The organism is Mycobacterium canetti CIPT 140010059, assembly GCF_000253375.1.
In the GTDB taxonomy this organism is placed as follows: domain Bacteria; phylum Actinomycetota; class Actinomycetes; order Mycobacteriales; family Mycobacteriaceae; genus Mycobacterium; species Mycobacterium tuberculosis.
This window is the reverse complement of sequence record NC_015848.1, coordinates 2785066-2802982: the sequence shown is the minus strand read 5'-3', so window position 1 is coordinate 2802982 and position 17917 is coordinate 2785066. Positions and strand designations below refer to the sequence as shown.

The window sequence follows — 17917 nt, the reverse complement described above, 5'->3', positions numbered from 1 at the left end:
TAGCTGCACACTCCGCAGATGAAGGGGAGCTCGGTGCCTCGGTTTGTCGATCGGGTCGTCATCCACACCAGAGCGGGTTCGGGCGGTAACGGCTGCGCTTCGGTCCATCGCGAGAAATTCAAGCCGCTGGGCGGCCCCGATGGCGGAAATGGCGGCCGGGGCGGCAGCATCGTCTTCGTCGTCGATCCGCAAGTGCACACCCTGCTCGACTTCCATTTCCGCCCGCATCTCACCGCGGCTTCGGGCAAGCACGGGATGGGCAATAACCGCGACGGGGCCGCCGGCGCGGATTTGGAAGTGAAAGTTCCCGAAGGCACCGTGGTATTGGACGAGAACGGCCGGCTACTGGCCGACCTGGTCGGCGCGGGCACCCGCTTTGAAGCCGCCGCCGGAGGCCGTGGCGGTTTGGGCAACGCCGCGCTGGCTTCCCGCGTGCGTAAGGCCCCCGGTTTCGCACTCCTCGGCGAAAAGGGACAGTCCCGAGACCTCACCTTGGAACTCAAGACCGTCGCCGACGTCGGCCTGGTCGGGTTTCCGTCGGCCGGAAAATCCTCGCTGGTGTCGGCGATTTCGGCGGCCAAGCCGAAGATCGCCGACTACCCGTTCACCACCCTGGTGCCCAACCTCGGTGTGGTCTCGGCTGGCGAGCACGCGTTCACCGTCGCCGACGTGCCGGGGTTGATCCCGGGCGCATCCCGGGGCCGTGGTCTGGGGCTGGACTTTCTGCGGCACATCGAGCGCTGCGCTGTACTGGTGCATGTGGTGGATTGCGCTACCGCCGAGCCGGGCCGCGACCCCATCTCGGACATCGACGCGCTGGAAACGGAACTCGCGTGCTACACGCCCACGCTGCAAGGGGACGCGGCTCTGGGCGATCTCGCCGCACGGCCGCGTGCGGTGGTCCTCAACAAAATCGATGTGCCGGAGGCCCGCGAGCTCGCGGAGTTCGTCCGTGACGACATCGCCCAGCGCGGCTGGCCGGTGTTCTGCGTGTCGACCGCAACCCGGGAAAACCTGCAGCCGTTGATCTTTGGGCTGTCGCAGATGATCTCGGACTACAACGCTGCGCGGCCGGTGGCGGTGCCACGGCGGCCGGTGATTCGTCCGATTCCGGTGGACGACAGCGGTTTTACCGTCGAACCCGACGGGCATGGTGGCTTTGTCGTCAGCGGTGCCCGGCCCGAGCGTTGGATTGACCAGACCAACTTCGACAACGACGAGGCCGTCGGCTATCTCGCCGACCGGCTGGCGCGCCTGGGTGTCGAGGAGGAATTGCTGAGGCTGGGTGCGCGGTCAGGATGCGCGGTGACCATCGGCGAGATGACGTTCGATTGGGAGCCGCAAACGCCTGCGGGTGAGCCGGTCGCGATGTCCGGCCGGGGCACCGATCCGCGGCTGGACAGCAACAAGCGGGTGGGCGCGGCCGAGCGAAAGGCCGCTCGGAGTCGGCGTCGCGAACACGGGGATGGCTGATGAGAAGTCCGCATCGGGACGCAATCCGGACCGCGCGCGGCCTTGTCGTGAAGGTCGGGACCACGGCGCTTACCACACCGTCCGGGATGTTCGATGCCGGCCGGCTGGCCGGACTGGCCGAGGCGATCGAGCGGCGGATGAAGGCGGGTTCCGACGTCGTCATCGTGTCTTCGGGCGCCATCGCCGCCGGCATCGAGCCGCTCGGGCTGTCCCGTCGTCCCAAAGATCTGGCGACCAAGCAGGCGGCGGCCAGCGTCGGGCAGGTCGCGCTGGTGAACTCGTGGAGCGCGGCGTTCGCCCGCTACGGCCGCACGGTGGGCCAGGTGCTGCTGACCGCGCACGACATTTCGATGCGGGTGCAGCACACCAACGCCCAACGCACGCTGGATCGGCTGCGGGCGTTGCACGCGGTGGCGATTGTCAACGAGAACGACACCGTGGCCACCAACGAGATCCGGTTCGGTGACAACGATCGACTGTCTGCACTGGTGGCGCACCTGGTCGGCGCCGACGCTTTGGTGCTGCTGTCGGACATCGACGGCCTCTACGACTGCGACCCGCGCAAAACCGCGGACGCGACGTTCATTCCGGAGGTGTCCGGGCCGGCGGATCTGGACGGTGTGGTCGCCGGCCGCAGTAGCCACCTGGGTACTGGCGGCATGGCGTCCAAGGTGTCGGCGGCGCTGTTGGCCGCCGACGCCGGGGTGCCGGTACTGCTGGCCCCCGCGGCCGACGCCGCGACCGCGCTCGCCGACGCGTCGGTGGGCACGGTGTTTGCGGCCCGGCCCGCGCGTATGTCGGCCCGGCGGTTCTGGGTGCGTTATGCCGCCGAAGCAACCGGCGCACTGACTCTCGACGCCGGTGCGGTGCGCGCTGTGGTGCGACAACGCCGGTCACTGCTGGCGGCGGGTATCACCGCGGTGTCCGGCCGGTTTTGCGGCGGCGATGTGGTCGAACTGCGTGCACCCGACGCGGCCATGGTAGCCCGCGGGGTGGTTGCCTACGACGCGTCCGAGCTGGCCACCATGGTGGGCCGGTCCACCTCTGAGCTACCCGGCGAGCTGCGCCGCCCGGTGGTGCACGCCGACGATCTGGTCGCGGTGTCGGCGAAGCAAGCTAAGCAAGTTTAGCTACCATATTGCTCCGAGATGCGGTGTACCCCAAATGATTTCGATCAACATGGCCGCTAGCTGCGCATTGCGGCCGAGCGGGTATCCGAGGTGAACTAGCGGATCGTCATGGGACTGCTCGGCGGCCAATCAGGGCCCAGGGTCGGCAGCGGCCCAGTCGGTAGCATCCCCACGCCGGTCAATGCCGCCATCTGCCAGCAGCGCGGGGGATTCCACGGTGTCGAGCGTGGATACTCGGCGGGTGATTCGGGCGTTCTGACGTCGCTGGGCGACAATGAAAGGACGATGAACTTTTACTCCGCCTACCAGCACGGGTTCGTGCGCGTTGCCGCCTGCACGCACCACACCACCATCGGTGACCCGGCGGCCAACGCCGCGTCGGTATTGGACATGGCCCGTGCGTGCCACGACGATGGCGCAGCGTTGGCGGTCTTTCCTGAGCTGACGCTGTCGGGCTACTCCATCGAGGACGTACTACTGCAGGACTCTCTGCTCGATGCCGTCGAGGACGCGCTGCTCGACCTGGTGACCGAATCCGCCGACCTGTTACCTGTACTGGTGGTCGGGGCTCCGCTGCGGCATCGACACCGCATCTACAACACCGCGGTCGTCATTCACCGCGGCGCCGTGCTCGGCGTGGTGCCCAAGTCGTATCTACCCACCTATCGCGAGTTCTACGAGCGGCGCCAGATGGCGCCCGGAGACGGGGAGCGGGGCACGATCCGCATCGGTGGCGCCGACGTGGCCTTCGGCACGGACCTGTTGTTCGCCGCGTCAGATCTACCCGGCTTTGTGTTGCATGTGGAGATCTGCGAGGACATGTTTGTGCCGATGCCGCCCAGCGCCGAGGCGGCCCTGGCGGGCGCGACGGTGCTGGCGAATCTGTCCGGCAGCCCGATCACCATCGGCCGTGCCGAGGACCGCCGGCTGCTTGCGCGCTCGGCGTCGGCGCGGTGTCTGGCTGCCTATGTCTATGCCGCCGCGGGGGAGGGGGAGTCAACGACGGACCTGGCCTGGGACGGTCAGACGATGATCTGGGAGAATGGCGCACTGCTCGCGGAGTCCGAACGTTTCCCCAAAGGAGTGCGCCGCAGTGTCGCCGACGTTGACACCGAGTTGCTTCGGTCGGAGCGGCTGCGGATGGGCACGTTCGACGACAACCGGCGTCACCACCGGGAGTTAACGGAATCGTTCCGGCGCATCGACTTCGCACTCGACCCACCGGCAGGCGACATCGGACTGCTGCGCGAGGTCGAGCGGTTCCCGTTCGTTCCGGCCGATCCGCAACGATTGCAACAGGATTGCTACGAGGCCTACAACATCCAGGTGTCTGGACTCGAGCAACGGTTGCGGGCGCTGGACTATCCGAAGGTCGTTATCGGTGTGTCCGGGGGATTGGACTCGACGCACGCGCTGATCGTCGCGACCCATGCCATGGACCGCGAGGGCCGGCCGCGCAGCGACATTCTGGCGTTTGCGTTGCCCGGATTCGCCACCGGGGAGCACACTAAGAACAACGCGATCAAGCTGGCACGTGCGCTGGGGGTTACCTTCTCCGAAATCGATATCGGCGACACCGCTCGGTTGATGCTGCACACAATCGGCCATCCGTATTCGGTTGGCGAAAAAGTGTACGACGTCACCTTCGAGAACGTCCAGGCCGGGTTGCGCACCGACTATCTTTTCCGTATCGCCAACCAGCGCGGGGGAATCGTGCTGGGCACCGGGGACCTGTCGGAGCTGGCACTGGGTTGGTCGACATACGGTGTCGGCGACCAGATGTCGCACTACAACGTCAACGCCGGTGTGCCCAAGACGCTGATCCAGCACCTGATCCGGTGGGTCATTTCGGCGGGTGAGTTCGGTGAGAAGGTGGGTGAGGTATTGCAGTCGGTGCTCGACACCGAGATCACCCCCGAACTCATTCCGACCGGCGAGGAGGAGCTGCAGAGCAGCGAGGCCAAGGTCGGACCTTTCGCCCTACAGGACTTTTCGCTTTTTCAGGTACTGCGCTACGGATTTCGCCCGTCGAAGATTGCGTTTTTGGCCTGGCATGCGTGGAACGATGCGGAGCGGGGCAACTGGCCGCCCGGCTTCCCAAAGAGCGAACGCCCGTCCTATTCATTGGCCGAAATCCGGCATTGGCTGCAGATTTTCGTCCAGCGGTTTTATTCGTTTAGCCAGTTCAAGCGTTCGGCATTGCCCAACGGCCCCAAGGTGTCCCACGGGGGCGCGTTGTCGCCGCGTGGGGATTGGCGGGCCCCGTCGGATATGTCAGCGCGAATCTGGCTCGATCAGATCGACCGTGAGGTGCCCAAGGGCTAGCGGATCAACCCCACACCCGGGACGAACCGGCCGACGCTGGCGGTGTAGCCGCGGTAGACGGCACTGTGCGTCCGCAACAGGTAGGGTTCTTCGACGCGGCGGACATGCACCTCGAGCGTGGCAACGAGCAGGATAAACCCGGCGAGGGCAACGAGATTCGGAGTCACCAGCAACAGCCCGAGGCCAAACGCCATCATGGCCGTGTAGATGGGGTGACGCACCCATTTAAACGGGCCGGTGCGCACCAGAGTGGTGTTCTCCTGCTCGTCCACCCCGATCCGCCACGAATCGCCCATCGCAAGCTGGGCGTAAACCGTGGCCGCGATCCCGGCCGTCGCCGGGATTATGCCGGCAACCTGAATCCAGACCATGCGCAGAGTATTCAGCGGTTGGACAACGTTGGTCCGCTGCAGCACCGCAGCGACCACCGTCACGATCAGGGCGATGACAAAGCACGTCCCGGTAATCCACTCCAGCGAACCGACCCGGCCGCTGACGCCGCGAAAGCCGGTGGATCCGGTGCGTCGGTGCTGCAGCCAACTGCGTCAGCCGAATCCGACCACACTGAAAACCGCGAAGAGTGCCAGCGCTAAGTCGGCCGCGGTGGTCGTTCGCATCAGCGGGTCTCCTTCGGTGCGTAGCAGTGGTCATGAACCGTTGTGGCGGTTGGCTCGCAGGGCCGCATCGATCGCGGCGGCGGCCGGTGCGCAGTCGCCGGCACCGGACACCAAAGTTGCCAGCGCACCCGCAGCGCAGGCCCGCCGCAATGCGCGCAGTCGCTCGGCCGGCGAACCTGGGTTGCGCGGCCAATTCGCAGCAAGGACCCCGGCAAATACGTCGCCGGCGCCGGCGGTATCCACTGGCGTTACCGTTGGGGCGGGTACCTCGAACACCCCGTCCGCGCCGACGTACCGGGCACCGCGCACACCCAGGGTGATCACGAAATGTGTTGGTGGCGACGGCCAGTCGTTTGCCTCATGCTCGTTGGCGATCACCACGTCGGCGATAGCGGCCAAGTCCTGCAAGGAGCTTCGATCCTGGCCGGCTGGGGAGGCGTTGACCATGACAACCGCATCGGCCGACTGGGCTGCCCGCGCGGCTGCCAGCGCGGTTGCAACAGGAATCTCCAACTGGGTCAACAGTACATCGCAGTTGGCGACGGCCGAGGGTACCGGAGTCAGATGTGCATTGGCACCCGGCGCCACCAGCACGGTGTTCTCGGCGCTGGCATCGACCACGATAATCGCCGTCCCGCTCGGTCCGGGCACCGTGACGGTCCTGTCCAGTCCAACGGCGTTGGCGCGCAGGTGGGCCCGCAGCTGGGCGGCGGCTGGATCGTCGCCGAATGCACCGGAGAACTGTACCTGCGCGCCTGCGCGCGCTGCGGCCACCGCCTGGTTGGCGCCCTTCCCGCCTGGCGTTCGGGTCAACGACGCCGCAAGCACCGTCTCGCCGGGGCGCGGAAGCGCGTCCACCACGAACGTCAGGTCCATGTTCACGCTGCCTACCACGCACACCCGGGGCGCCATGGGGCCGACGTTAGTCTCACTGGCGTTTGCCATGCTTGCTGTTGGCTGAAATCACTTGTGTCACTTTTGTCCCAAGGGTATCAGTGGGTGTCCTGTCGGTGGCGCGTCCCAGTATTCGAACATGCTTGCGGATCGGGACGGGTGGTCGGGATGCTGGACCGGCTCGATGCTGTCGGTCGATGGTCTGAGTGCGTCGTCGTTTGATGCGTTGACCACTCCGCAGCGGTTGCCGGTGCCGGGGCATGTGTTGATCCATCGACTCGCTGAACATTGCGATACGGCCGAGCTATCCTGGCTCACCTCGATTACGGACCACCCAGAACCAATCGCTACCACCCCTCAAGAAGCGCGTGCGCGACGAGGACGATGACGAGGACCCGTACGCGGCGCATTCCTCGATTGGTCGCTGGTGGCTTTTCGGCAAACGCGATGATCGTGGGCTGGGCACGTTAGTCTGCTGCGTAATCGGCGCGTCGTAGAGCAGCCTGCGACCGACAGCAGAGGGGAAGCCGGTTGACGTCGGGTGAGGCACTGGACTCGGTAGCCGAGAGTGAATCCACCCCGGCTAAGAAGCGCCATAAGAATGTGCTCCGGCGTCGGCCGCGTTTCCGGGCCAGCATCCAGTCCAAGCTCATGGTGCTGCTGCTGTTGACGAGTATCGTGTCCGTCGCGGCGATTGCGGCCATCGTCTATCAATCTGGTCGCACTTCGCTAAGAGCAGCCGCCTACGAGCGGTTGACCCAGTTGCGCGAGTCGCAGAAGCGGGCAGTTGAGACACTATTTTCTGACCTGACGAATTCGCTGGTCATTTACGAACGTGGACTGACGGTTGTCGATGCCGTCGTGCGGTTCACGGCCGGCTTTGACCAGCTGGCTGACGCCACGATCAGCCCCGCCCAACAACAGGCGATCGTCAACTACTACAACAACGAATTCATCACACCCGTCGAACGCACGACCGGCGATAAACTCGACATCACCGCGCTGCTGCCGACTTCTCCGGCCCAAAGGTATCTTCAGGCGTACTACACCGCACCATTCACGTCGGACCAAGATGCGATGCGGCTGGACGATGCCGGCGACGGCAGTGCATGGTCGGCCGCCAACGCGCAATTCAACAGCTATTTCCGGGAAATCGTCACCCGGTTCGATTACGACGACGCGGTATTGCTGGACACCCGGGGCAATATCGTCTATACCCTGAGCAAGGACCCCGACCTCGGTACCAACATTCTGACCGGGCCGTATCGCGAATCCAATCTGCGTGACGCCTACCTTAAAGCGTTGGGCGCCAACGCCGTCGACTTTACCTGGATTACCGACTTCAAGCCGTATCAGCCTCAACTCGGCGTGCCGACCGCGTGGTTGGTGGCACCGGTCGAAGCGGGCGGCAAAACTCAGGGCGTTTTGGCGCTGCCGTTGCCGATCGACAAGATCAATAAGATCATGACCGCCGACAGGCAATGGCAAGCGGCTGGCATGGGTAGTGGGACGGAAACCTATCTCGCCGGTCCGGACAGTCTGATGCGGTCCGATTCTCGGCTCTTCCTGCAAGACCCGGAGGAATACCGGAAACAGGTTGTGGCAGCAGGCACGTCACTTGATGTGGTCAACAGAGCGATCCAGTTCGGTGGGACGACGCTGCTGCAGCCTGTTGCGACCGAAGGACTGCGCGCCGCCCAACGCGGACAGACCGGAACCGTCACCTCCACCGACTACACGGGTAGCAGGGAACTGGAGGCCTACGCGCCGCTGAATGTGCCGGACTCCGATCTGCACTGGTCGATCCTGGCAACGCGGAACGATTCTGAGGCGTTCGCGGCCGTCGCGTCGTTCAGCAGGGCGCTTGTGCTGGTTACAGTTGGCATCATTGTCGTCATCTGTGTGGCGTCGATGCTGATCGCCCATGCGATGGTGCGGCCAATCCGGCGGCTCGAGGTTGGCACCCAGAAGATCAGCGCAGGCGACTACGAAGTCAACATTCCGGTAAAGTCACGCGACGAAATCGGTGATCTTACAGCCGCTTTCAACGAGATGAGTCGGAATCTGCAAACCAAAGAGGAGCTGCTCAACGAGCAACGCAAGGAAAACGACCGGTTATTGCTATCGATGATGCCCGAGCCAGTTGTCGAGCGGTACCGCCTTGGGGAGCAGACCATTGCGCAGGAGCACCAAGATGTCACCGTCCTGTTTGCCGACATCCTGGGTGTCGACGAGATTTCCAGCGGCCTGTCGGGTAACGAACTGGTCAAAATTGTCGACGAGCTGGTCCGCCAGTTCGATTCGGCCGCCGAACACCTTGGTGTCGAACGCATTCGCACGCTGCACAATGGCTATCTCGCCGGTTGCGGGGTAACCACGCCACGGCTGGACAATATTCCCCGAACCGTCGACTTCGCCCTAGAGATGCGGCGCATCGTCGATCGGTTCAATTGCCAAACCGGTAACGATCTGCACCTGCGAGTCGGTATCAACACCGGGGACGTCATTAGCGGGCTGGTCGGCAGATCAAGTGTCGTCTACGACATGTGGGGCGCGGCAGTGAGTCTGGCCTACCAAATGCACAGCGGTTCACCACAGCCCGGCATCTATGTCACCTCGCAGGTGTACGAGGCGATGCGAGACGTGTGGCAGTTCACGGCTGCGGGCACGATTTCTGTCGGAGGGTTAGAAGAGCCGATCTACCGATTGTCGGAGCGATCATGAACCTGCTCGACTCGACATGGTTCTACTGGGCCGTTGGCATTGCGATCGGATTGCCGGCCGGGCTAATCGTTCTCACCGAACTGCACAACATACTCGTCCGACGGAACAGCCATCTGGCCAGGCAGGCAAGTCTGCTGCGAAACTACCTGCTACCCCTGGGCGCGGTTTTGCTGCTGCTTGTCAAGGCATCTGAAGTCCCGGCCGAGGACCCCACCGTGCGGGTGCTCACGACAGCGTTCGGATTTCTGGTGCTGGTGCTGCTGCTGTCGTTACTGAATGCCACCCTGTTTCAGGGTGCGCCCCAACAGAGCTGGCGCAAGCGGCTACCCGCCATCTTCGTCGATGTCGCGCGCTTCGCGCTGATCGGCATAGGTTTGGCGGTGATCCTGTCCTACATCTGGGGGGTGCGGGTCGGTGGACTGTTCGCCGCGTTAGGTGTGACGTCAGTCGTCATCGGCCTGATGCTGCAGAACTCCGTCGGCCAGATCGTGTCGGGCTTGTTCATGCTGTTCGAACAGCCCTTTCGGATCGATGATTGGTTGGAAACACCCACAGCCCGCGGACGAGTCGTCGAGGTGAACTGGCGGGCTGTCCATATCGACACCGGCAGCGGACTGCAGATCATGCCCAACTCGATGTTGGCCACCACCGCGTTTACCAATCTCAGCCGGCCGGCCGGGGCGCACGAATGCTCGATCACGACCACATTTTCCACGTCCGATCCCCCGGACAAGGTATGCGCCATGCTGAACAGGGCTGCCAGCGCGCTACCGCATGTTAAGCCCGGGGTCGTGCCCGCCACAATTGCCCGCGGAGCCGCCGAGTATCGAACGACGGTCAGGCTGACATCACCGGCCGACGAAGGCCCAACGCAGGCAACGTTTCTGCGCTGGGTCTGGTACGCCGCGCGTCGGGAAGGGCTACACCTCGACGAGGCCGACGACGAGTTCTCGACGGCCGAACGTGTGGAGTCCGCCCTGCGCACGGTGGTGGGGCCCGAGCTGCGACTGAGCTCTAGCGATCAGCAGTCGCTGGCTCGGTACGCGAGGCTGGTGCGCTACGGCACTGATGAGATCGTGCAGCACGCGGGTGTGGTTCCCATGGGTATCACCTTCGTGATCGCCGGCAGCGTGCGGCTGACGGTTACGACCGATGACGGATCCGTGGTTGCGATTGCCACCCTCAAAAAGGGCACGTTTCTGGGCTTGACTGCGCTGACTCGGCAACCCGACCCCGCCGGTGCGGTAGCGCTGGAAGAGGTGACCGCGCTGCAGATCGGCCGGGAGCACCTTGAGCAGGTCGTGATGAACAAGCCGATGCTGCTGCAGGAGCTGGGTCGGGTTATCGACGAGCGGCAAAGGAAGGCGCAACAGGCAATTCGCCGCGACTTGCACCAATCCCCAGCGGCGGCCGGCGAGCATCGTGGGCCTGCGCGACGCTGACGAGCGGTGGGACACGGTTGGCCAAGCGATCGGTCTGTTTCTGCGCGGCCACACCCTGCGCACCGCAGCTCCGACGGCGCTGATCGTGGGTACCGTGCTATGTGCGGTGAATCAGGGTGCCACCCTTGCCGAGGGCGCCGCGACGATCGGCACGTGGGTACGGATGGTGATCAATTATTTGGTCCCGTTCCTGGTGGCTAGCGTCGGCTACCTCGGTGCGCGGCGCGGTGTCCGGCGTGCGAGCGGACGTTCTGATCCATCAGCACAATGACGGTGCGAGCCGAACACTGCCGTGGAGCAGGAGGATGTGATGAGTGCCCATCCGTCATGCCCGAGCACCCCACCGCGCTTTTCCACGACGTCGCAGCCATCGCACTGGCCCAACCCGGGGCGGAGCCCGGCGCCATGATGGGTTTCCCTTGCCGACCCGCTCTACTCCCTCATCTGTCACGAGCCGTAATGCGCTGTGTGAGAACGCGATCGGCCTCAACGAGCCTGGGCGTGTCTGTCATCGCGGGTCAACTGCCGGCCGCTGGAAGCCGGCACCGATTAGGTGCACCGTGCAGGCATGTGCGCTGGTGGCCGGCCTCCGACGGCCATTGGGGCATGGTAAGCTACATCCCTACTGCTTTGAACGTCAGCATGGGGGGTATCGTCGGGTGGCGTTGTGTGCCTTGAGTCGGCTTGATTTGCAGCGGCTTACCCGGAATTGATCCCTTCGTCTGTTGGATAATTATGCCAGTGAAGTCGTTGCGTTTTCTCAACGTGGGCAGTCGCAGCGCAAACAACCGGTGGTTGATCAGCCCGGTGCAGTGCCGGGGGTTCGTTAATCGCGGAGTGGAGTCGGCATGTCTTTTGTGATCACAAATCCCGAGGCGTTGACCGTGGCGGCCACGGAGGTACGACGGATTCGCGATCGTGCGATCCAAAGCGATGCTCAGGTGGCCCCGATGACAACCGCTGTGCGGCCTCCGGCTGCGGATCTGGTGTCGGAGAAGGCGGCGACGTTCCTGGTCGAGTACGCAAGGAAGTATCGGCAGACCATCGCTGCGGCGGCGGTGGTTCTTGAGGAGTTTGCGCACGCCTTGACCACTGGCGCCGATAAGTATGCGACCGCCGAGGCCGACAACATCAAGACCTTTAGTTAACGAGTCACTACAGTCGTCACGAGCCGACGGAACAACGAACAAACAGATGCATTTCGAAGCGTACCCACCGGAGGTCAACTCCGCCAACATATATGCCGGCCCCGGTCCTGACTCGATGTTGGCTGCCGCCAGGGCGTGGAGGTCGTTGGATGTGGAAATGACGGCCGTGCAGAGGTCGTTCAACCGAACGCTGCTGTCTCTGATGGACGCCTGGGCGGGTCCAGTGGTGATGCAGTTGATGGAGGCAGCCAAGCCGTTTGTCAGGTGGCTGACCGACCTCTGTGTGCAGCTGTCTGAGGTCGAGAGGCAGATCCACGAGATCGTGCGGGCCTATGAATGGGCACATCACGATATGGTGCCCCTGGCGCAGATCTACAACAACCGTGCTGAGAGGCAGATTCTGATCGACAACAACGCGCTTGGGCAATTCACTGCGCAGATCGCCGACCTCGACCAAGAATATGACGACTTCTGGGACGAGGACGGAGAGGTGATGAGGGACTACAGGCTTCGGGTGTCGGATGCGTTGTCGAAGTTGACTCCGTGGAAGGCGCCGCCGCCGATCGCCCACAGTACCGTGTTGGTCGCACCGGTGTCACCCAGCACGGCGTCATCGCGTACAGACACTTAGCTTGGGCTTAGTGCCTCGATTGTGGCCAGCGCTTGTGCAACGCCTGAAACGATTGCTGCGGCTTTCAGCGCTTCAAAGATCGCCTCTCGGTCCACACCTACCGTACGCAGCGTGTGCTCGTGGGCGACGAGGCAATGCGAGCACCCGTTGATCGCGGACACTGCGAAGGACCAGAGCTCGAAGTTGGCTTTCGGTATGCCCGGATTGGCGATGATGTTCATCCGCAGTCCGGGGCGCAGGTCGTCGTACCGGCCTTCAAGGAAGCCGCGGCCACGGTAGAACACGTTATTCATGCCCATGATGGCCGCGGCTCCGAGGGCTGCGTGGCGGGCTGCAGCCGACAGATGGTCGGTCGCTTCAGCGCCAATGTCAGCTAATACCTGCGGATTTCGTGTCGCTGCGGCGCTGGCCAGCAGGGTTCCCCATAGTTGTTCCTGGTCGAGCACGCTGCTGCGGGTGATTGAGCTCAGGTTCAGCTTGATGTCTTTGGCGTACTCGGGGAGCGCGGCCTTGAGCTTTTCTATACTCATTGATTCCCGGCCAACCAGATCCCGGTTAGGCCGAAGCCTTGAGGAGTTCGCCAGCGTCTAGCGTCGGGTCGCCCTTGCGCCAGTTGCATGCGCACAGCTCGTCGGACTGGAGGGCGTCGAGCACTCGCAGTACCTCATCGACGTTGCGTCCCACCGAACCGGCGGTGGCCGAGACGAACTGGATCTCGTTGTTGGGGTCGACGATAAAGGTCACGCGGTCGGCCACACCGTCGGCGTTGAGGACACCTGCGGCTTGGCTGAGTTCGCGCTTGATGTCGGAGAGCATCGGGAAGGGTAACGTTTTGAGGTCGTTGTGCTGTGCACGCCACTGGAAATGCGCGAATTCGCTGTCAATCGAAACCCCCAGGATCTGGGCGTCGCGGTCCTCGAACTCGTCATTGAGCTTGCTGAACGCCGCGATCTCGGTAGGGCACACGAACGTGAAGTCTTTCGGCCAAAAGAACACCACCCGCCACTTGCCTGGGTGTTCGTCACTGGTGATAGTGGTGAAGTAGTCGCCGGGCTGCTTGGCGTCGACCTTGGACAGGTCACCGCCGATGAGAGCGGTGAGCTGGTAGGCGGGGAATTGATCGCCAATGGTTAGCAGTGGCATGACTCTCCTCATCATCAAAGCGGACAATGCATTTGGTTGCGACATTCCATCGTGCCGTGAAGTCGCTGTCAGGCAAAGGTGATATATCACACCATATTTATCGGCATCGCCGCCAAGAGGTGCTAGCCGGCCGTGGCCGGGCTTCGCGCGTTCGCCGCGGTGGCGGCAAAGCAGTGGTTCAGCAGTGCCGCAAGCATTCTCGATATGAGCCAGTCGACGTTGCGGCGAGCGGTGGTCGGAAGCCGGTCTCGGTGCACCCCCAGGGCATGTCTTTCCGGCAAGCAGCGTGTGCCGCTGACCGCGCTGTCAGAGCTGACTTTGTTGTGACTGCATGAGGGGCACTGCCTACGCGACCAGACGCTCGATGCTGCCCAACACCCGGGCGGTGTGGCTGGCCACCGTCGTGCAGTGCGTGACCGGCGGGCTGGGGGTGACACTGATTCCGCAGACCGCGGCCGCCGTCGAGACCACGCGAAGCCGGCTGGAACTCGCCCGATTCGTCGCCCCTGCCCGGCGCGACGAATCGGTTTGGTGTTTAGCTCTTTCGGCGGCCGCGAGAAGTCCTACCAGCGTCTTGCCGGGATTATCGGCAAGCTGATCAGGGGCGACCGTCAAGTACGCCTGATCGCATAGCAACCACCCAGCCGGATCGCTGCGCGGCCCGTCCGGAGCGGGTCGTCTTACCTGGCCAGCGCAAGCCCGTTACCCTGGGGCAATGACCGTGCCAGCACCGTCGCAGCTCGACTTGCGTCAAGAGGTGCACGACGCCGCACGCCGCGCCCGGGTGGCCGCCCGCCGGCTGGCATCGCTGCCGACGACTGTCAAAGACCGCGCGCTGCACGCGGCTGCCGACGAGCTACTGGCTCACCGCGACCAGATCCTGGCGGCCAACGCCGAAGACCTGAACGCGGCGCGCGAGGCGGACACCCCGGCCGCCATGCTGGACCGGTTGTCCTTGAACCCGCAACGAGTCGACGGTATCGCCGCCGGGTTGCGGCAAGTCGCGGGACTGCGCGATCCGGTCGGTGAAGTGCTGCGTGGCTATACCCTGCCCAACGGGCTGCAGCTGCGCCAGCAGCGCGTCCCCCTGGGCGTGGTCGGCATGATCTACGAGGGCCGCCCCAATGTCACCGTGGATGCCTTCGGGCTGACACTCAAGTCGGGTAACGCTGCATTGCTGCGCGGCAGCTCGTCGGCCGCAAAGTCCAACGAGGCCCTGGTGGCGGTGTTACGCACCGCGCTGGTCGGCCTGGAGCTGCCGGCCGACGCGGTCCAGCTGCTGTCGGCTGCCGACCGCGCCACCGTCACTCACCTGATTCAGGCCCGCGGCCTGGTCGATGTGGTGATTCCACGCGGGGGAGCGGGCCTGATCGAGGCGGTCGTACGCGATGCCCAGGTGCCCACCATCGAGACCGGCGTCGGGAACTGCCATGTCTACGTGCACCAAGCGGCCGACCTGGACGTGGCCGAGCGTATCTTGCTGAACTCCAAGACGCGGCGGCCCAGCGTCTGCAACGCCGCCGAGACGCTGCTGGTCGACGCAGCGATCGCCGAAACGGCGTTGCCTCGATTGCTGGCCGCCCTGCAGCACGCCGGTGTCACCGTACATCTCGACCCGGACGAGGCCGACCTGCGCCGCGAATACCTGTCGCTGGACATCGCGGTGGCGGTGGTCGACGGTGTCGACGCTGCCATCGCCCATATCAACGAATACGGCACCGGGCACACAGAAGCGATTGTGACCACCAATCTTGATGCGGCCCAACGCTTTACCGAACAGATCGATGCGGCCGCGGTGATGGTGAACGCATCAACGGCGTTCACCGACGGCGAGCAATTCGGCTTCGGCGCCGAGATCGGCATCTCCACCCAGAAACTGCATGCCCGCGGACCGATGGGACTACCGGAATTGACGTCGACCAAGTGGATCGCATGGGGAGCCGGCCACACCCGTCCGGCCTGACGCCGTTGGCTAGAGGAGACCCGATCGTGACCGTGCCCGCCCGGCCCACGCCGCTGTTCGCCGACATCGCCGACGTCTCGCGGCGGCTGGCCGAGACCGGCTACCTGCCCGACACTGCCACCGCGACGGCGGTCTTTCTCGCCGACCGGCTCGGCAAGCCGCTGCTGGTGGAAGGCCCCGCCGGGGTCGGCAAGACCGAGCTGGCGCGCGCCGTGGCGCAGGCCACTGGATCCGGTCTGGTCCGGCTGCAGTGCTACGAGGGCGTCGACGAGGCTCGCGCCCTGTATGAGTGGAACCACGCTAAGCAGATCCTGCGTATCCAGGCCGGCTCGGGAGATTGGGAGGCCACCAAAACCGATGTGTTCAGCGAAGAGTTCCTGCTGCAGCGTCCGCTGCTGACCGCTATCCGGCGCACCGAGCCCACCGTGCTGCTGATCGATGAAACCGACAAGGCCGACATCGAGATCGAGGGCCTGCTGCTGGAGGTGCTGTCCGACTTCGCGGTGACCGTCCCCGAACTGGGCACCCTGACCGCCACCCGGGCGCCGTTCGTGCTGCTGACCTCCAACGCCACCCGTGAGCTGTCCGAGGCGCTCAAGCGTCGCTGCCTGTACTTGCACATCGACTTCCCGACCCCCGAGCTGGAGCGTCGCATCCTGTTATCCCGAGTTCCCGAGCTGCCCGAGCACTTCGCCGAGGAGTTGGTGCGCATCATCGGCGTGCTGCGCGGCATGCAGCTTAAGAAGGTGCCATCGATCGCCGAGACCATCGACTGGGGTCGCACCGTCTTGGCACTGGGACTGGACACCATCGACGATGCGGTCGTTGCCGCCACGCTCGGCGTGGTTCTCAAGCACCAATCCGACCAGCAACGGGCCACCGGAGAGCTCAGGTTGAACTAGTGGCCGCCCGTCGTATTCGTGCTGCCCGGCCACTCGCCCCGCATGGGCTGCCCGGACACTTGGTGGGCTTTGTGGAAGCGCTGCGTGGCAGCGGGATTTCGGTGGGCCCGTCGGAGACGGTGGATGCCGGCCGGGTGATGGCCACCCTCGGGCTGGGTGATCGTGAGGTGTTGCGGGAGGGCATTGCTTGTGCGGTGCTGCGCCGGCCTGACCACCGCGATACCTATGACGCCATGTTCGACCTGTGGTTTCCCGCGGCACTGGGGGCTCGGGCGGTCATCACCACGGAAGACGAGTCGGCAGGCTCCGGGGGTTTGCCGCCCGATGATGTCGAGGCTATGCGGCAGCTGCTGCTGGATCTGCTGGCCAACAACCAAGACCTGGCCGACAAGGACGAGCGGTTGGTGGAGATGATCGCGCGGATCGTTGAGGCCTATGGCAAGTACAGTTCCAGCCGCGGTCCGTCGTTCTCGTCGTATCAGGCACTCAAGGCCATGGCGCTGGACGAACTGGAGGGCAAGCTACTGGCGGGCCTGCTTGCTCCCTACGGCGATGAGCCCACAGCCACCCAGGAACAGATTGCCAAAGCGCTTGCCGCACAAAAGATCGCGCAGCTGCGCAGAATGGTCGACGCCGAGACCAAGCGGCGCACAGCCGAGCAACTCGGCCGCGAGCACGTCCAGATGTACGGAATTCCACAGCTTTCCGAGAACGTCGAGTTTCTGCGTGCCTCGGGTGAGCAGCTGCGCCAGATGCGCCGGGTGGTGGCCCCGTTGGCCCGCACCCTGGCGACCCGGTTGGCCGCCCGGCGGCGCCGCGCCCGCGCGGGATCGATCGATCTGCGCAAGACGCTGCGCAAGTCGATGTCCACCGGCGGCGTGCCGATCGACCTGGTGTTGCACAAACCCCGCCCGGCGCGCCCGGAACTCGTCGTGTTGTGCGACGTGTCGGGCTCGGTCGCGGGCTTCAGCCACTTCACGCTGCTGCTGGTACACGCGCTGCGCCAACAGTTCTCCCGGGTTCGCGTCTTCGCCTTCATCGACTCCACCGACGAGGTGACCCATATGTTCGGGCCGGAATCGGACCTGGCCATAGCGATCCAGCGGATCACCCGGGAGGCTGGTGTGTATGCCCGCGACGGCCATTCCGACTACGGCAACGCGTTCGTCTCGTTCATGCAGGGCTTCCCAAATGTGCTGTCGCCGCGCAGCTCGCTGCTGGTGCTTGGTGACGGGCGCACCAACTACCGCAACCCGGCCACCGACGTGCTGGCCGACATGGTGACCGCCAGCCGGCACGCGCACTGGCTCAACCCGGAGCCCAAGCATCTGTGGGGCAGCGGTGACTCGGCGGTGCCGCGCTACCAAGAGGTGATCACGATGCACGAATGCCGATCCGCCAAGCAGCTGGCCACGGTGATCGACCAGCTACTGCCGGTGTAGGCCGGGCGAGCAGTCGTAAAAGAACATGATGGGCGCTGGTGCGCCCGCTTATCACGCGTTGTTGGCCCACGGCGAGTGAGCTG

The 17917-nt window shown here is 64.4% G+C and carries 17 protein-coding genes and 1 pseudogene; 13 read left to right on the top strand and 5 right to left on the bottom strand.

Annotated features, from left to right (window positions below):
• Nucleotides 1-33 precede the first annotated feature (33 nt).
• Both obgE and proB read left to right on the top strand, forming a co-directional pair.
• On the top strand, nt 34-1473 hold the full coding sequence (gene obgE / locus MCAN_RS13005) for a GTPase ObgE (protein WP_003901405.1): 1440 nt from the start codon (nt 34-36) through the stop codon (nt 1471-1473).
• Entirely contained in the window at nt 1473-2603 is a 1131-nt protein-coding gene (gene proB / locus MCAN_RS13000) for a glutamate 5-kinase (protein WP_014001274.1), read from the top strand. The genes obgE and proB overlap by 1 nt, the downstream gene beginning before the upstream one ends.
• Before the next feature lie 129 nt (nt 2604-2732).
• Here proB and MCAN_RS23645 read toward each other — a convergent pair whose 3' ends face one another.
• Nucleotides 2733-3011: a hypothetical protein gene (locus MCAN_RS23645; RefSeq protein WP_014001273.1), complete on the bottom strand. Its 279-nt coding sequence runs from the start codon at nt 3009-3011 to the stop codon at nt 2733-2735.
• Here MCAN_RS23645 and MCAN_RS12995 point away from each other — a divergent pair.
• Nucleotides 2922-4928 (top strand): NAD(+) synthase, encoded by a 2007-nt coding sequence (locus MCAN_RS12995; protein ID WP_055381138.1) that lies wholly within the window; start codon nt 2922-2924, stop codon nt 4926-4928. The two genes, MCAN_RS23645 and MCAN_RS12995, sit on opposite strands and share 90 nt — an antisense overlap.
• On the opposite strand, the gene MCAN_RS12990 is transcribed toward MCAN_RS12995, so the two are convergent.
• Both MCAN_RS12990 and rbsK read right to left on the bottom strand, forming a co-directional pair.
• Nucleotides 4925-5344: a methyltransferase family protein gene (locus tag MCAN_RS12990; protein ID WP_003412563.1), complete on the bottom strand. Its 420-nt coding sequence runs from the start codon at nt 5342-5344 to the stop codon at nt 4925-4927. The genes MCAN_RS12995 and MCAN_RS12990 overlap by 4 nt on opposite strands.
• A 231-nt stretch (nt 5345-5575) precedes the next feature.
• Complete coding sequence (gene rbsK, locus MCAN_RS12985) at nt 5576-6490, bottom strand: ribokinase RbsK (protein WP_003412561.1); 915 nt, start codon at nt 6488-6490, stop codon at nt 5576-5578.
• A 480-nt stretch (nt 6491-6970) separates the two neighbouring features.
• Here rbsK and MCAN_RS12980 point away from each other — a divergent pair, with 480 nt between their 5' ends.
• The 6 genes from MCAN_RS12980 to MCAN_RS12955 all read left to right on the top strand — a co-directional run bounded on the left by MCAN_RS12980 (nt 6971) and on the right by MCAN_RS12955 (nt 12384).
• Nucleotides 6971-9163: an adenylate/guanylate cyclase domain-containing protein gene (locus MCAN_RS12980; protein WP_003412557.1), complete on the top strand. Its 2193-nt coding sequence runs from the start codon at nt 6971-6973 to the stop codon at nt 9161-9163.
• Nucleotides 9160-10605, top strand: a complete 1446-nt coding sequence (locus MCAN_RS12975; RefSeq protein ID WP_003900521.1) for a mechanosensitive ion channel domain-containing protein — start codon at nt 9160-9162, stop codon at nt 10603-10605. Before MCAN_RS12980 ends, MCAN_RS12975 begins: the two co-directional genes overlap by 4 nt.
• On the top strand, nt 10586-10876 hold the full coding sequence (gene nrtS / locus MCAN_RS12970; protein ID WP_003412553.1) for a nitrate/nitrite transporter NrtS: 291 nt from the start codon (nt 10586-10588) through the stop codon (nt 10874-10876). Before MCAN_RS12975 ends, nrtS begins: the two co-directional genes overlap by 20 nt.
• The gene (locus tag MCAN_RS12965) at nt 10873-11283 is read left to right on the top strand and encodes a hypothetical protein (RefSeq protein ID WP_014001272.1); all 411 of its coding nucleotides are present in this window, start codon (nt 10873-10875) and stop codon (nt 11281-11283) included. Before nrtS ends, MCAN_RS12965 begins: the two co-directional genes overlap by 4 nt.
• Before the next feature lie 170 nt (nt 11284-11453).
• A complete protein-coding gene (locus tag MCAN_RS12960) occupies nt 11454-11753 on the top strand; it encodes a PE family protein (RefSeq protein ID WP_003412551.1) in 300 nt (99 codons plus the stop codon).
• A gap of 46 nt (nt 11754-11799) precedes the next feature.
• Nucleotides 11800-12384, top strand: a complete 585-nt coding sequence (locus MCAN_RS12955) for a PPE family protein (protein ID WP_003412549.1) — start codon at nt 11800-11802, stop codon at nt 12382-12384.
• Here MCAN_RS12955 and MCAN_RS12950 read toward each other — a convergent pair.
• Together MCAN_RS12950 and ahpC are read right to left on the bottom strand one after the other, a co-directional pair.
• Nucleotides 12381-12914, bottom strand: a complete 534-nt coding sequence (locus MCAN_RS12950) for an alkyl hydroperoxide reductase (protein ID WP_003412536.1) — start codon at nt 12912-12914, stop codon at nt 12381-12383. The genes MCAN_RS12955 and MCAN_RS12950 overlap by 4 nt on opposite strands.
• A gap of 25 nt (nt 12915-12939) precedes the next feature.
• Complete coding sequence (gene ahpC, locus MCAN_RS12945) at nt 12940-13527, bottom strand: peroxiredoxin AhpC (RefSeq protein WP_003412529.1); 588 nt, start codon at nt 13525-13527, stop codon at nt 12940-12942.
• 247 nt (nt 13528-13774) lie between these two features.
• On the opposite strand from ahpC, the pseudogene MCAN_RS23245 reads away from it, so the two are divergent.
• The 4 genes and pseudogenes from MCAN_RS23245 to MCAN_RS12925 form a co-directional block, all read left to right on the top strand.
• A pseudogene (locus MCAN_RS23245) lies at nt 13775-14160 on the top strand (LysR substrate-binding domain-containing protein); the annotation flags it as partial.
• 82 nt (nt 14161-14242) lie between these two features.
• On the top strand, nt 14243-15490 hold the full coding sequence (locus MCAN_RS12935) for a glutamate-5-semialdehyde dehydrogenase (protein WP_003412516.1): 1248 nt from the start codon (nt 14243-14245) through the stop codon (nt 15488-15490).
• Between the two features lie 26 nt (nt 15491-15516).
• The gene (locus tag MCAN_RS12930) at nt 15517-16392 is read left to right on the top strand and encodes an AAA family ATPase (protein ID WP_003412514.1); all 876 of its coding nucleotides are present in this window, start codon (nt 15517-15519) and stop codon (nt 16390-16392) included.
• Nucleotides 16392-17834, top strand: coding sequence for a vWA domain-containing protein (locus tag MCAN_RS12925; RefSeq protein ID WP_014001271.1), 1443 nt, complete (start codon nt 16392-16394; stop codon nt 17832-17834). The genes MCAN_RS12930 and MCAN_RS12925 overlap by 1 nt, the downstream gene beginning before the upstream one ends.
• The last annotated feature ends 83 nt before the right edge of the window (nt 17835-17917 follow it).

Excerpts from the sequence above, each read along its gene's own strand:
- MCAN_RS12950 (WP_003412536.1), bottom strand. The coding sequence starts at position 12,914 with ATGAGTATAGAAAAGCTCAAGGCCGCGCTCCCCGAGTACGCCAAAGAC.
- MCAN_RS12965 (WP_014001272.1), top strand. The coding sequence starts at position 10,873 with ATGACGGTGCGAGCCGAACACTGCCGTGGAGCAGGAGGATGTGATGAG.
- ahpC (WP_003412529.1), bottom strand. The coding sequence starts at position 13,527 with ATGCCACTGCTAACCATTGGCGATCAATTCCCCGCCTACCAGCTCACC.
- MCAN_RS12960 (WP_003412551.1), top strand. The coding sequence starts at position 11,454 with ATGTCTTTTGTGATCACAAATCCCGAGGCGTTGACCGTGGCGGCCACG.
- MCAN_RS12935 (WP_003412516.1), top strand. The coding sequence starts at position 14,243 with ATGACCGTGCCAGCACCGTCGCAGCTCGACTTGCGTCAAGAGGTGCAC.
- proB (WP_014001274.1), top strand. The coding sequence starts at position 1,473 with ATGAGAAGTCCGCATCGGGACGCAATCCGGACCGCGCGCGGCCTTGTC.
- MCAN_RS12955 (WP_003412549.1), top strand. The coding sequence starts at position 11,800 with ATGCATTTCGAAGCGTACCCACCGGAGGTCAACTCCGCCAACATATAT.
- rbsK (WP_003412561.1), bottom strand. The coding sequence starts at position 6,490 with ATGGCAAACGCCAGTGAGACTAACGTCGGCCCCATGGCGCCCCGGGTG.
- MCAN_RS12975 (WP_003900521.1), top strand. The coding sequence starts at position 9,160 with ATGAACCTGCTCGACTCGACATGGTTCTACTGGGCCGTTGGCATTGCG.